This is a genomic window from Sandarakinorhabdus sp., from assembly GCF_041689835.1.
Taxonomy (GTDB): domain Bacteria; phylum Pseudomonadota; class Alphaproteobacteria; order Sphingomonadales; family Sphingomonadaceae; genus Sandarakinorhabdus.
On the sequence record NZ_JBDNFM010000179.1, the window covers coordinates 1 to 12,511 of the forward strand.

Annotated in this window: 13 protein-coding genes; 8 read left to right on the top strand and 5 right to left on the bottom strand. The window is 65.4% G+C overall.

The window, feature by feature from the left end; genetic code table 11:
• The coding region (locus tag ACESL8_RS09490; protein ID WP_372918174.1) for a PhnA domain-containing protein at positions 1–225 on the bottom strand (225 nt) is incomplete at its 3' end.
• 81 nt (positions 226–306) lie between these two features.
• Between ACESL8_RS09490 and ACESL8_RS09495 the strand changes: the two genes are divergently transcribed.
• Positions 307–684: a histidine triad nucleotide-binding protein gene (locus tag ACESL8_RS09495; protein ID WP_372918176.1), complete on the top strand. Its 378-nt coding sequence runs from the start codon at positions 307–309 to the stop codon at positions 682–684.
• On the opposite strand, the gene ACESL8_RS09500 is transcribed toward ACESL8_RS09495, so the two are convergent.
• Together ACESL8_RS09500 and ACESL8_RS09505 are read right to left on the bottom strand one after the other, a co-directional pair.
• Positions 681–2,054 carry a protein adenylyltransferase SelO family protein gene (locus tag ACESL8_RS09500; protein ID WP_372918178.1) on the bottom strand — a complete coding sequence of 458 codons (1,374 nt, stop codon included), beginning with the start codon at positions 2,052–2,054 and terminating at the stop codon, positions 681–683. The two genes, ACESL8_RS09495 and ACESL8_RS09500, sit on opposite strands and share 4 nt — an antisense overlap.
• Before the next feature lie 27 nt (positions 2,055–2,081).
• Complete coding sequence (locus ACESL8_RS09505) at positions 2,082–2,777, bottom strand: TetR/AcrR family transcriptional regulator (protein WP_372918180.1); 696 nt, start codon at positions 2,775–2,777, stop codon at positions 2,082–2,084.
• 69 nt (positions 2,778–2,846) lie between these two features.
• Between ACESL8_RS09505 and ACESL8_RS09510 the strand changes: the two genes are divergently transcribed.
• Genes ACESL8_RS09510 through ACESL8_RS09520 form a run of 3 tightly spaced genes read left to right on the top strand, consistent with a single transcriptional unit; the run spans position 2,847 to position 5,160 of the window.
• On the top strand, positions 2,847–3,794 hold the full coding sequence (locus tag ACESL8_RS09510) for an alpha/beta fold hydrolase (RefSeq protein WP_372918182.1): 948 nt from the start codon (positions 2,847–2,849) through the stop codon (positions 3,792–3,794).
• Complete coding sequence (locus ACESL8_RS09515) at positions 3,791–4,801, top strand: NADP-dependent oxidoreductase (protein WP_372918184.1); 1,011 nt, start codon at positions 3,791–3,793, stop codon at positions 4,799–4,801. Before ACESL8_RS09510 ends, ACESL8_RS09515 begins: the two co-directional genes overlap by 4 nt.
• Positions 4,798–5,160: a hypothetical protein gene (locus ACESL8_RS09520; protein ID WP_372918186.1), complete on the top strand. Its 363-nt coding sequence runs from the start codon at positions 4,798–4,800 to the stop codon at positions 5,158–5,160. The genes ACESL8_RS09515 and ACESL8_RS09520 overlap by 4 nt, the downstream gene beginning before the upstream one ends.
• Positions 5,161–5,167: 7 nt before the next feature.
• Here the strand turns inward: ACESL8_RS09520 and ACESL8_RS09525 are convergent, their stop codons facing one another.
• Positions 5,168–5,638: a vgr related protein gene (locus ACESL8_RS09525; protein ID WP_372918188.1), complete on the bottom strand. Its 471-nt coding sequence runs from the start codon at positions 5,636–5,638 to the stop codon at positions 5,168–5,170.
• Positions 5,639–5,828: 190 nt separating this feature from the next.
• Between ACESL8_RS09525 and dnaK the strand changes: the two genes are divergently transcribed.
• From dnaK to pgl, 4 genes are all read left to right on the top strand, one after another.
• The gene (dnaK, locus tag ACESL8_RS09530; protein ID WP_372918190.1) at positions 5,829–7,736 is read left to right on the top strand and encodes a molecular chaperone DnaK; all 1,908 of its coding nucleotides are present in this window, start codon (positions 5,829–5,831) and stop codon (positions 7,734–7,736) included.
• A gap of 128 nt (positions 7,737–7,864) precedes the next feature.
• The gene (gene dnaJ / locus ACESL8_RS09535) at positions 7,865–9,010 is read left to right on the top strand and encodes a molecular chaperone DnaJ (RefSeq protein WP_372918192.1); all 1,146 of its coding nucleotides are present in this window, start codon (positions 7,865–7,867) and stop codon (positions 9,008–9,010) included.
• A gap of 64 nt (positions 9,011–9,074) precedes the next feature.
• Positions 9,075–9,848 carry an SDR family NAD(P)-dependent oxidoreductase gene (locus ACESL8_RS09540; RefSeq protein WP_372918194.1) on the top strand — a complete coding sequence of 258 codons (774 nt, stop codon included), beginning with the start codon at positions 9,075–9,077 and terminating at the stop codon, positions 9,846–9,848.
• Entirely contained in the window at positions 9,845–10,546 is a 702-nt protein-coding gene (pgl, locus tag ACESL8_RS09545; protein ID WP_372918196.1) for a 6-phosphogluconolactonase, read from the top strand. The genes ACESL8_RS09540 and pgl overlap by 4 nt, the downstream gene beginning before the upstream one ends.
• A 103-nt stretch (positions 10,547–10,649) precedes the next feature.
• On the opposite strand, the gene ACESL8_RS09550 is transcribed toward pgl, so the two are convergent.
• Positions 10,650–12,511 (bottom strand): transglycosylase domain-containing protein (locus tag ACESL8_RS09550; RefSeq protein ID WP_372918198.1); only part of this gene is annotated, 1,862 nt, incomplete at its 5' end.

Below are 12,511 nucleotides of genomic sequence, written 5' to 3' on the forward strand. Positions count from 1 at the left end.
CTTGATCAGTGTGCCGCGCCGCAGGGTCTGGCCGGCGCCCTTGACGTCGAGATCCTTGATCAATGTCACCTGATCGCCATCAGCGAGCAGATTGCCGACGGCATCGCGGACTTCCACCACATCAGGATCGGCAGCGGGGGCGCGGGCCCGCATTTCGGCAGCCGGCAGCCATTCGCCGCTGACCTCGTCATAGACATAATCTTCGTCGGATGAGTCGGCGGCCATGGGGTTAATCCTTGCGGGCAGGTCTTGCCGGTTGCGGCAGCGGTGATACGAACAGGCGGAGATTGCGTGGGAGCCTTTGAGATGCCTGTGGACGCCCTTGGCGCGTATGACGACAACAATATCTTCGCCCGCATCCTGCGCGGCGAGATCCCGTGCAAGCGCGTCTACGAAACGCCGCATGCGCTGGCCTTTCACGACATTAACCCGCAGGCGCCCACCCATGTGCTGGTGATCCCCAAGGGGCCGTATCGCAGTTGGGCGGATTTTTCCGCCAATGCGCTGGACGCGGAGATTGCCGGTCTCGTGCGGGCAGTGGGGGAAGTGGCGAAGCTGTTGGGGCTGGAAGAACCGGGCTATCGCTTGCTCGCCAATGCGGGGACCGATGCCCATCAAGAAGTGCCGCACCTGCATGTGCACGTGTTTGGCGGGCGGGCATTGGGACCGATGCTGGCGCGTTAGGCGTGCGCCTCGCCCATGCGGCGGATGGCGGCGACTTTGGAGTGGAGCGGGGCCCAGTCGTCGCGTTCGGCGATTGACGCCCAGAGTGCTTCCACTTCGCCGATAAGCATGGTGCAGGGCGCATCGTCGGCCCAATAAGGGTGGACGGGCGGGCCGGCGGCAAAATCCGGGATCAGCCGCAAGAAATCGCTGAACGCATCGTCGGCATAATGATGATCGGCCAGCGACGCCCCGCGCCGCACGCCGCCGCGCCAATCGAAAAAGAAACGATCCGGGTCCATCTGCGTCCCCACCAGCGCCTTCTGGGCAGCTTCGACCAGCGCCTCGTCGTCATTTGCACTCAAACGCTTGACGCCAAGCCGGCCCAGCACCGCATCGGACAAGGCGATGCGATAACGCTGCGGATAGGTTTCGAGCGGGCCTTTCAGTTCGTCGGTTTCGGCGATCAGTCGCAGCGCGCTGCCCAGTTGGAACAGGTTCCATTGCAGCGCTTCGGCCTGGCGGCCAAAGGCATACAGGCCGGAATGATCGAAATAGGCGGCGGTGAAGCCGGCATCCCAGGCCGGTGCAAAGCGCCAGGGGCCGTAATCGAAGCTTTCGCCGGTGATGTTGATGTTGTCGGTATTGAGCACGCCGTGGACAAAGCCGGCGGCCATGAATTGCGCCGCCATGCGGGCTGCACCCTGGACGGCATGATCGATCAGTGCGGCTGCCGGAGTGGAACCGCTGGCGCCGGGGGCGAGGTGGGCAAGGCAGTAATCCACCAGTTTCGCCATGCCTTCGCGGTTCTGGTGGAAGGCGAGGCGCTGGAAACTGCCATAGCGCACGTGGCTGTGGTTCAATCGCACCAGCACGGCGGCGCGGGTGGGCGACGGCTCGTCACCACGAATCAGTTTCTCGCCGGTTTCAATCACGCTGAAGGTGCGGCTGGTGTTTACCCCCAGCGCCTCCAGCATTTCGGTGGCGAGGATTTCGCGCACCGCGCCTTTCAGCGTGAGGCGGCCATCGCCGGCGCGGCTCCACGGCGTGGTGCCGCTGCCCTTGGTGCCAAGGTCCATCAATCGGCCGCGATCATCGCGGACCTGCGCAAACAAAAATCCGCGGCCGTCGCCCAAATCGGGATTGTAGCTGCGGAACTGGTGGCCGTGATAACGCAGCGCCAGCGGCTGGGACAGGCTGCCGGGCAGCGGTGTGAAACGGCCGAAATGCGCCGCCCATTGCGTGTCGTTCAAACCATCAAGGCCGATCTGCGCTGCGGCGCGGTCGTTGCGGAACCGCAGGATGGTCTGCGGGAAGGCAGCGGCTTCGACCGGATCGAAAAACGCCGGGCCAAGCTCAAGGATGCTGGTATCAGGGGTGAAAACGGCCATGCTGCACTTATGGCCGCAGCCCGCGCGTCAATCCAGCGTGTATCCGCTGGCAGCGCGCACATAACGCACGGTTTCACGCTCGACGCGGTCGGCTTCTTCGGGGGTGGCGGCGCATAGCCAGCGATCAATGGCATCGCCCACGACATGATGGGTGAAGCTGGCGGCGATATCGACTTCCACGCCGGTTACGCCGCGCTTGGCCAGTGCGGCTTGCATGTGGCGCTTGATCCAGTCGGTGGTGACGGCCTTGGCGGCGTGGTAAAAGGGCTCGGCATCGGCGTTGGAGGCCAGCGCCGCCTTGGGGCCGCAGTCAGCGCAATCGGGGTCCGCGCCTTCCCAGACCATGTTGTCGCGCACGAATCGCAGCACGCGCGGCACGGTGATGCCGGGCTCCAGATCTTCCAGCGCATAGCCTTCTTCCATGGCGGCGATCATTGCTTCGCCGTGGCGGCGGCCGAGTTCCTGGAGCAACGCCTTTTTCGATCCGAAATGATAGAAGATCGAGCCTTCCGACACGTCGGCTTCACGGGCGATATCGGCGGTGCCGGTGCCGGCAAAACCGTTGCGGGAGAACAACATGTGGGCAGCAGCCAGCACCCGCGCCTTGGTTTCGGCCGGGTCATATCGCCGGGCGCGCATGTCTGCCGCGCGCGGTGCAGCGCGGCTGCCGGAGCGGGCCGGGTTGGTTGTCGTCCCGCGGGAATCATTTGCGCGCGTTGCCACGGATGTTGTTCTTCCTTACCCCCAAGGTAGTCTCTTTCTATAGCAAGAGAGTTGAGTCAGAGTCAAAATATGGCCCCAGCCCCCCTCTCTGCGACCCTTTCGGCCACGCTCTCTCCTCCGGCCTCCCGGCTGGAACCAGCGCCTGGCTGGCAAAAAGGTTTTGCCTTTACAGCCGACAGCGTGCGGCTGTGCTGGCGCGAGCATCATGATCCGCGCGTTCCCGCCGGCCGTCCTGCACTGCTGTGCTTGGCCGGCCTTACCCGCAACGGCGCGGATTTTGCTCATCTGGCCGCTGCGCTGGGGGCTGATTGGCGCATCATCGCGCCCGATCTGCGCGGGCGCGGCGAATCGGGCTGGGCGCGCGATTCGCTCACCTATGTGCCGCTCACCTATCTGCGTGACCTGTCGCTGGTGCTTGCGGCTGCCGGCGTGGAGCGGTTCGTGGCTGTGGGATCGTCGCTGGGCGGGCTGCTGGCGCTGCGGATGACAACGGCGCACCGCAGCGCCATGGCCGGGGTGGTGCTGAACGATATCGGCCCCGCGATCGAGCCGGCGGGGCTGACGCGGCTGCGCGCCAACGTCGGGCGCGGCGGCAATTGGGATACCTGGGTGCACGCGGCCCGGGATCTGGGGTCACGCAACGAGGCCATCCACCCCGATTGGGGGCTGCACGACTGGTTGGCTTTTGCCAAGCGCCTGTGCCGGGTGGGGCCGCAGGGCCGCATCATCTTCGATTATGATCCGCGCATCGCCGAACCGTTTCGCTTGCCGCACGGCGATGCTGGCGCCGACGATTGGGCTGCCTTCGACATCCTGGCGGGTGTGCCGGTTTTGAGCTTGCGGGCCGAACGTTCGGATGTGCTGTCGGCCGCCACGCAGGCCGACATGCAGCGCCGCTTGGCCGGCCTGACGGCCGTGACAGTGCCCGGCGTCGGCCATGCCCCAACGCTCGCGGAACCGGAGGCCGCAGCGTCGCTGTTGAACTATCTGGACGCCCTAAAATCGGGAGAAAAATGATGCAACGCAAGGTGTGGAAACTGGCGCAGCGGCCGGTGGGCGATATCGCCGATGGCGATCTGGAACTGGTGAGCGAAACCCTGCCCGATCTGTCCGATGGGCATTTCCTGCTGGCGGTCATCTACATGTCGCTGGATCCGACCAACCGCATCTGGATGAGCGACATGGAGCAATATATGCCCCCGGTCCAGATCGGCGCCCCGATGCGTGCCGGCGTTTGCGGGCGAGTGGTGGCCAGCCGCAAGCCCGGCGTTGAGGTGGGCCAGATCATGGCGGGCCTGGGTGAATGGGCCGATCACATCGTTTCGGACGGCAGCTTCATGTCGCCGCTGCCCGAACTGCCGGGCATCTCGCTTGCTGCCAGTTACGGCACGCTGGCGCTGGTGGGGCCGACTGCCTATTTTGGCTTGCTCGATATCGGCCAGCCCAAGCCCGGCGAAACGCTGGTGGTGTCGGCTGCGGCCGGCGGCGTGGGGCAGATTGTTGGCCAGATCGGCAAGATCAAGGGCGCCTACGTCATCGGCATCGCCGGCGGCAAGGCCAAGTGCGATTATGTGGTGAACGAGCTCGGTTTCGATGCCGCCATCGATTACAAGAATGAAGACGTCGGCGCCGCGTTGGATCGGCTGGCGCCGGGCGGTATCGACATCAATTTCGAACAGGTCGGCGGGCCGATCATGGTTGAAGTGGTGAAGCGCATGAAGTTGTTTGGCCGCATCGCGCTGTGCGGAATGATTTCGGGCTATAACGACGTCACCCCGCAGGATCCGCCGGGTTTCTGGACGATGATCCTGATGCGCCGCCTCGCCATTCGCGGTTTCATCGTGACCGATTTTGCCCCGCGTTTTGGCGAAAGCGGCATGGCGCTGGCCGGCTGGATGCTTAGCGGCCAACTGAAAACCCGGCAGGATATCCGCCCCGGCCTCGAAAACGCTGTGAGCGCGGTGAAAGAACTCTATACGGGCGGAAATTTCGGCAAACTGCTGATCGAGGTAAGCAAACCATGACGACCAATCGCGCTCTGAACGAAACCGAACTGGAAGCGGCGCGCGCGCTGGTGGCCGATATCCGCGGCCGCATCGACGAAGCCGCCGGAGACGACGAGCAACTGCGCTTTGCCCTCAACCGCAAGGTGTACAAGGAATTGAGCTATGACGAGCGCGGCAAGCCCAATGCTCGGCAGTCGTTGAAGGCCCGCATGGTCAAGGCGCAGGGCGGCAATTGTGCGCAGTGCGCCAAGCCGCTGCCGCCGGCCGATACCGTGCTCGATCGGCTTTCCGCTGACAAACCCTATATTGATGGCAATGTGCGGGTACTGTGCCGGCCCTGCGATCTGGCCATTCAGCGCGGGCGCGGCTTTGCCTGACGCGCGATCAGCGCCAGCCCGGGAACGGCACGATCGGCGCCAGCCGCGCCAGCGTTTCGGCATCGCCTTTCGCCCGCGCGCGGAACACATCTTCGACAATGCAGGCCTGTTGTTCGATTCCGTAGCGCCCGAACGGCTTGCCCGGCGTGATCGTGTAGCCATAGCGCGCCAGCGGCAGCCGGCGCAGGGCCAGGTGGCCGCCGGTTTGCACCTGCCAGACATGCACGAGTTCGTGAATGAAATGCGCCTGACCGCCAATCGTTTGGGCAGCGAAATCGGCCGCCCAGCTGTGGCCGTTGGGATGGCACCAGACATGGCCATCGGGCGCCATCGTCACCCACCACGGATGCAGCGCCCAATATTTGGCGCAGCGCACCGTTACCGCCGCCGTTTCCAGCGCCGCGCCAAACACACTGGCGGCCAGCGCAATCTCGGCGGTGGTGAGCGCGCGGATGGCCGCAGAATCGATTTTGCGCATGATGGATGCAGTTAATCCATACCGCGGCGTCTTGCAGCCCCGGAAACGCTCCCTATATCGCCACTGTAACGCTGACACGTAACAGATAACGGCCGGGGCACCGGTCACTACTGCCAACCGGGAACTGCCAGTGCCGCGCTGCCTGCATGGGGCGCTGGGGCCGGGCCCACAACAACAAGGAACCGCCAGGATGGCAAAGGTTATCGGGATCGATCTGGGCACCACCAACAGCTGTGTGGCCGTGATGGAAGGCGCTGCGCCGAAGGTGATCGAGAATGCCGAAGGCGCGCGCACGACGCCGTCGCAGGTGGCCTTCACCAAAGACGGCGAGCGTCTTGTTGGCCAGCCGGCCAAGCGCCAGGCGGTTACCAACCCGTCGAACACCGTTTTTGCCGTGAAGCGCCTGATTGGCCGCCGTTTCGATGATCCGTTGACCACCAAGGATTCCGGCCTGGTGCCCTACACCATCGCGCGCGGCCCCAATGGCGATGCGTGGGTAAACGCCGGCGGCCAGGATTACAGCCCGTCGCAGATTTCCGCCTTCATTCTGCAAAAAATGAAGGAAACCGCCGAAGCCTATCTGGGCGAGACCGTGACGCAGGCCGTGATCACCGTGCCGGCCTATTTCAACGATGCCCAACGTCAGGCCACCAAGGATGCCGGCAAGATCGCCGGCCTCGAAGTGCTGCGCATCATCAACGAGCCGACCGCCGCTGCGCTGGCCTATGGCCTGGACCGCAAGAACGACGCCAAGACCGTGGCTGTGTATGATCTTGGCGGGGGCACCTTCGATATCTCCATCCTCGAACTGGGTGATGGCGTGTTCGAAGTGAAAAGCACGAGCGGCGACACGTTTTTGGGCGGCGAAGATTTCGACGCCAAAATGGTGGAATTCCTGGCGGCTGATTTCAAGAAGGCCGAAGGCATCGACCTGACCAAGGACAAATTGGCCCTGCAGCGCCTGAAGGAAGCGGCGGAAAAGGCCAAGATCGAGCTGTCGTCGTCGGCCGCCACCGAAGTGAACTTGCCGTTCATCACCGCCGATCAAAATGGCCCCAAGCATCTGGTGAAGAACATCACCCGCACCGATCTTGAAAAGCTGGTGATCGATCTGATCGAGCGCACCCGCAAGCCGTGCCTCGATGCCATCAAGGAAGCCGGCGTGAAGGCTGGCGATCTGGATGAAGTCATTCTGGTGGGCGGCATGACCCGCATGCCGCGCGTGCGCCAGTTCGTGAAGGAATTGTTCGGCAAGGAGCCCAACACCAGCGTCAACCCTGACGAAGTGGTGGCCATGGGCGCCGCCATTCAGGCCGGCGTCCTACAGGGCGACGTGAAGGACGTGCTGCTGCTTGACGTAACTCCGTTGAGCCTCGGCATCGAAACACTGGGCGGCGTGTTCACGCGCATGATCGATCGCAACACCACCATCCCCACCAAGAAAAGCCAGGTGTATTCCACGGCTGACGACAACCAGTCGGCGGTGACCATCCGGGTGTTCCAGGGTGAGCGCGAAATGGCGGCGGACAACAAGATGCTGGGCCAGTTCGATCTGGTTGGCATTCCGCCGGCGCCGCGCGGTGTGCCGCAGGTGGAAGTGACGTTTGATATAGATGCCAACGGCCTTGTGGCGGTCAACGCCAAGGACAAGGGCACCGGCAAGGAACAGCAGATCCGCATCCAGCCGTCGGGCGGCCTTTCAAAGGACGATATCGACAAGATGGTGCGCGATGCCGAAGCTTTTGCCGAGGCAGACAAGAAGCGCCGCGCCGCTGCCGAAGCCCGCAACCAGGCCGATAGCCTGGTTCATTCGACCGAGCGCCAGCTTTCCGAGCATGGTGACAAGGTGGGCCCGGATGTGAAGACCAGCATCGAAGCCGCCATTGCCGACGTGAAGGCAGTGCTGGATTCGGGCGATGCCGACAGCATCAACGCCAAGGTGCAGGCGCTGGGCCAGGTTGCCATGAAGCTGGGCGAGGCGGTTTACCAGGCCGAGCAGGCCAAGGCCGATGCCGGCACCGACGAAGCCAACTCGGCTGCCGCCGACGACGTGGTGGATGCCGAATTCACCGATGTGGACGAAAACAACAAGAAGTAAGCGAGATGACCTCCCCTCTCCTTCGGGAGAGGGGCCGTAGACGGGGCCGGGGGGTGGGGCCGTGGGATGGGCGCTGTTGTGCACAGCCCTACCCCCGGCCCTGCCCTTGAAGGGGAGGGGTGTATGTGATGGCGACTGAAATCGATTTTTACGAACTGCTTGAGGTGGAACGCACCGCCGACGAGGCCGGGTTGAAAGCGGCCTATCGCCGGCTGGCGATGAAATGGCACCCTGACAAGAACCCCGGCGATGCAGCTGCCGAACAGAAGTTCAAGGCAATCAGTGAAGCCTACGAGGTTTTGAAGGACGGGCAGAAGCGCGCCGCCTACGACCGTTTTGGCCATGCTGCTTTCCGTCAGAGTGGCGGCGGCGGCGGCGGCGCGCAGGATTTCGGCGGCTTTTCCGATATTTTCGAAAGCGTTTTTGGCGAGTTTATGGGCGGCGGTGGTGGTCGGGGTCAGCGCCGCGGCGGCCCGACCCGCGGCAACGATCTGCGTTATGATCTGGAAATGACGCTGGAGGAGGCCTTCAACGGCCGTCAGGCGACCCTGACCGTTGAAGTTGCGGCCGCCTGCGTGCCGTGCGGCGGCACGGGCGCCAAGCCCGGCACCAGCGCACGCGCCTGCACCACCTGCGGCGGCGGCGGCCGCGTCGGCATGCGCCAGGGCCTGTTCATGGTGGAACGCACGTGCCCGGCCTGTCATGGCCAAGGCCAGATCATCGCTGATCCCTGCGACAGTTGCGGCGGCGCCGGCCGCGTGGAAAAACAGAAAACGATCAACGTCAACGTGCCCAAGGGCGTGGATGACGGCACCCGCATCCGGGTGACCGGCGAAGGCGAAGCCGGCACGCGCGGCGGCCCGGCAGGCGACCTTTATATTTTCGTGCACTTGAAAACGCACCCGATTTTCAAGCGGGACGGCACCGTTCTGTTCGCAGTGGCGCCGTTGTCGATCACGCTGGCGGCGCTGGGCGGCGAAATCGACGTGCCCAGTCTGGACAAACAGCAAACCAGCATCAAGATCCCCGCTGGCACGCAAGGCGGCAAGCAGTTCCGCGTGCGCGGCAAGGGCATGCCCAGCCTGAACGGCGGCGGCGCCGGCGATCTGGTGATCGAGGTTGAAGTGGAAACCCCGGTGAAGCTGACGGCGCGCCAGCGCGAACTGCTTGAAGAGTTCCGCGTCATCGAAGGCACGGAAGGCGGCCGCAACACGCCCAAGAGCCAGGGCTTTTTTGACAAGCTGAAAGATGTGTGGAGCGAACTGACGGAATGAAAACGCCGTCATGCTGGCATTCGCCAGCATGACAAACAGTGCGAGCCAGCCTAAAGCCGGAGCCATGCAACGCCTCCACAATCGCCGTTATATGGTCACCGGCGCCGCGCGCGGCCTTGGTCTCGCCATTGCGGCCCGGCTGATCGCCGAAGGCGCGCGGGTGATGCTGGCCGATGTGCTGCCGGAAGGCGCCGCCCGCGCCGGCGAACTGGGGGAAGCCGCCGCGTTCATCACGTGTGACGTGACCAGCCGCGACCAGATCGCCGCTGCCATCGCTGCCACGGCCAACCGCTGGGGCGGCCTCGATGGCCTGGTCAACAACGCCGGCATTGCCCCCAAGGGCGATATCCTGAGCGAAACGCCCGAACAGTTCGACCGCGTGATCGCCACCAACCTCACCGCCGCTTTTCACGCCACCCAACTGGCTGCGCCGCACCTGATCGCGGCCGGCGGCGGCGTGATCGTCAACATGTCGAGCGTCAACGCGCTGCTCACCATCCCGGCGCTGTTGGCGTATAATGTCGCCAAGGGCGGGCTCAACCAGCTCACCCGCAACACTGCCGTCGCGCTGGCGCCGCACAATATTCGCGTTGTCGGCATCGGGCCGGGCACGATCCTCACCGATCTGGCGCGGCAGGCAGTGATGGGCAGCGAGGATGCGCGCCGCCAGATACTGTCGCGCACGCCGATGGGCCGCGCCGGCGAACCGCACGAAATCGCCGCCATCGCCGCCTTTCTGTTGAGTGACGACGCCAGTTACATTACCGGCGAGACCATCTATGCGGACGGCGGCCGGCTCGGCCTCAACTACACCGTTCCTGTTGGAGAAAATTCGTGATCGACGCCGAATGGTGGGAATATGACGACGCCGACGAGATGGCGACGGCCGTTGCCGGCGACATCGCCTATATTATCGGCCAGGCGCTGGAAGCGCGCGGCCGGGCACTGGTCGCCTTTCCTGGCGGCGCCACGCCGCTGCCGGCGCTGAAGCTGCTGGCCGACATGAAGATCGAATGGGCCGATGTGACCATCCTGCCCACCGACGACCGGCTGGTGCCGGTGACGGACAAGCTTTCCAACGCTGGCATGCTGGCACGGCTGTTTCTGCCCAAGAAAGCCCGCGTGGTGCCGCTGACCACCGGCGAGAAGGACCCGGTCGCCGCTGGCCGCGCGGCGGACGAGCGCATCGCCGATCTTGAGTGGCCGCTGGACGTTGCGTGGCTGGGCGTGGGCGAAGATGGCCACACCGCCTCCATCTTTCCCGGCCCGGATTTCGATGCCGCCATCGCCGGCCCCAAGGCGCGCCGCGCCCTTGGCGTGCGCCCCGATCCGATGCCCGTCAATGCTCCGGTGCCGCGCGTGACATTGACCGGGCCCACACTGATTTCGGCGCGCACTGTCACGCTGGTTCTGCAAGGCGCGGCCAAGCGCGCGGTGGTGGAACAGGCGCTGAAACAAGGCGCATCGAGCATGTTGCCGATCGGGCGTTTGCTCGCTGAGCTGGACATGGATATCGACATCCACTGGTGTCCGTGATGCGCCATGCCGGCGCGGGGGTGTCCGTGATGTGCCGTGCCGGCGCGGGGGTGTCCGTGATGCGCCGTGCCGGCGCGGGGGTGTCCGTGAGGGCTGAAGCTGTTCAACGCACCGTTACCCGCACCCGGTCATAGGTTGTCCGTCCGTCGGACAAGCTGATCTCGTGGCGGCCCGGCACCGGCGCCCACCGGGCCGGCAGGCCGGGCAGGCGGCGGCCATCCACGGCCACGAACAGGCCAGCGCGCTGCCCGATGCTGCGGATCACCAGCCGTTGCCGCGCTGGCGGAATATCGGGATCGAGCGCGATTCTGCTGCCGTCGCTGGGGGCCACCAGGCGCGGCGCCTGTTCGGCCGGGGTCGCCAGCGCAAACAGCGGCTGCCAGGTGCCGGGCAGGAACAGCTCCTCCCGCGGCGGTTCGACGGCGGGCTGGAAAGCCACGCGGCGACGCTCGATTCCCGGCGGCAGCACCCAACCGGGGGACGGGGCGCCGTTGTGCAGCGCGTCACCTGCTGGCGGAGCGCCATCGTATAATGCCAGCATGATCGCTGCCCATGCCGGCGCGGCGCCGCTGGTGCCCGATACGCCGATCATCGCATCGCCTTCGAAAGTGCCCACCCACACGGCCACCGTGAAACGCCGCGAAAAACCGATGCACCAATTATCGCGCATCGCTTTCGACGTGCCGGTTTTCACCGCTGCCGGGAATGGCAGTGACAGGCCGGATTCCTCACCGAAACTGGCACTGCGCGCCGCCGTATCGGCCAGCAGATCGCGTACGATGGCCGCAGCTTGGCGGTCAATGATCTGGAAGGTCTCCGGCCGGCCCGCCGGATCGAGCGTCAACGCTCCGCCGCGCCCGCCCAACGCCAGCGCGCGAAACGCGGCGGCCTGTTCCAGCAGCGTCACCTCCGCCGATCCCAGCGCGAGCGAAAAGCCATAATAATCCCCCGGCCGATCGATGCCGCGATACCCCACATCCTGCAACCGCTGGCGGAACGGTTCGAGCCCGGTGAGCAGCAGCGCCCGCACTGCCGGCACGTTCAGGCTGTTGCCAAGCGCCGTGCGCACCGAAACCGGCCCGCGAAAGCCGCGATCGTAATTTTGCGGAACATACAGCCCGGTGGCGGTTTCCAGATCGACCGGCGAATCGTCCAGCAACGATGCAGCAGTGAGCAGCCGGCGTTCGAGCGCGAGGGCATAAAGCTGCGGTTTCAGCGTCGATCCCGCCTGGCGCGGCGCGGTCACGCCGTCCACAGCCGCCGCCCGGCTGGCCGCGCCGGCGCTGCCCACCCAGGCGATAATGCGCCCCGTATCATTGTCCACTACCAGCGCGGCGGCATCGCGAACATTGCGCTGCGCCAACGCCGCCAGTTGGCGATCCAGCGCGCTTTGCACCAGCCGCTGCACATCGGCATCGATGCTCGATCGTACCGTGCCGCGCGTGCCAGCCGGCAGCAGACGGTTTGCCAGATGCGGGGCAAGCTCGCCGGTTTCCGCCCGCCGGCGCGGCCCCAACAGGCGCGCGGCCGCCAGCGCGATGGCGGTGCAATCCACATCGGGCGCAGCGCGGCACGCGCGGGCCAGCACGGCTTCAGCCGGGGCGGAGGGCCGGCGCGCGAGCGCCACCAGCACGGCGTTTTCAGCCGGTTCCAGCGTGAGCGCCGGCCGCCCGGCGAGCAGACGCGCGGCGGCATCAATGCCCACCACATCACCGCGCAGGGGCAGCAGATTGAGCCAGGCCTCGGCGATCTGGCGCTTGGTCCACCGCGCCTCCACCGCGCGGGCGGCGCGCATCTGGGCAAGTTTCTGCAGCGCCCCGCGCTGTCCGGCACGGCCCAGCGCCGGATCGATCAACGCTGCGACCTGCATCGAAATCGTCGACGCCCCGCGCCCGCCTTTGCCCGTCAGCCGATCACGCGCCGCGCCGGCCACCGCGCGCCAATCGACGCCGCCATGCTGCCAGA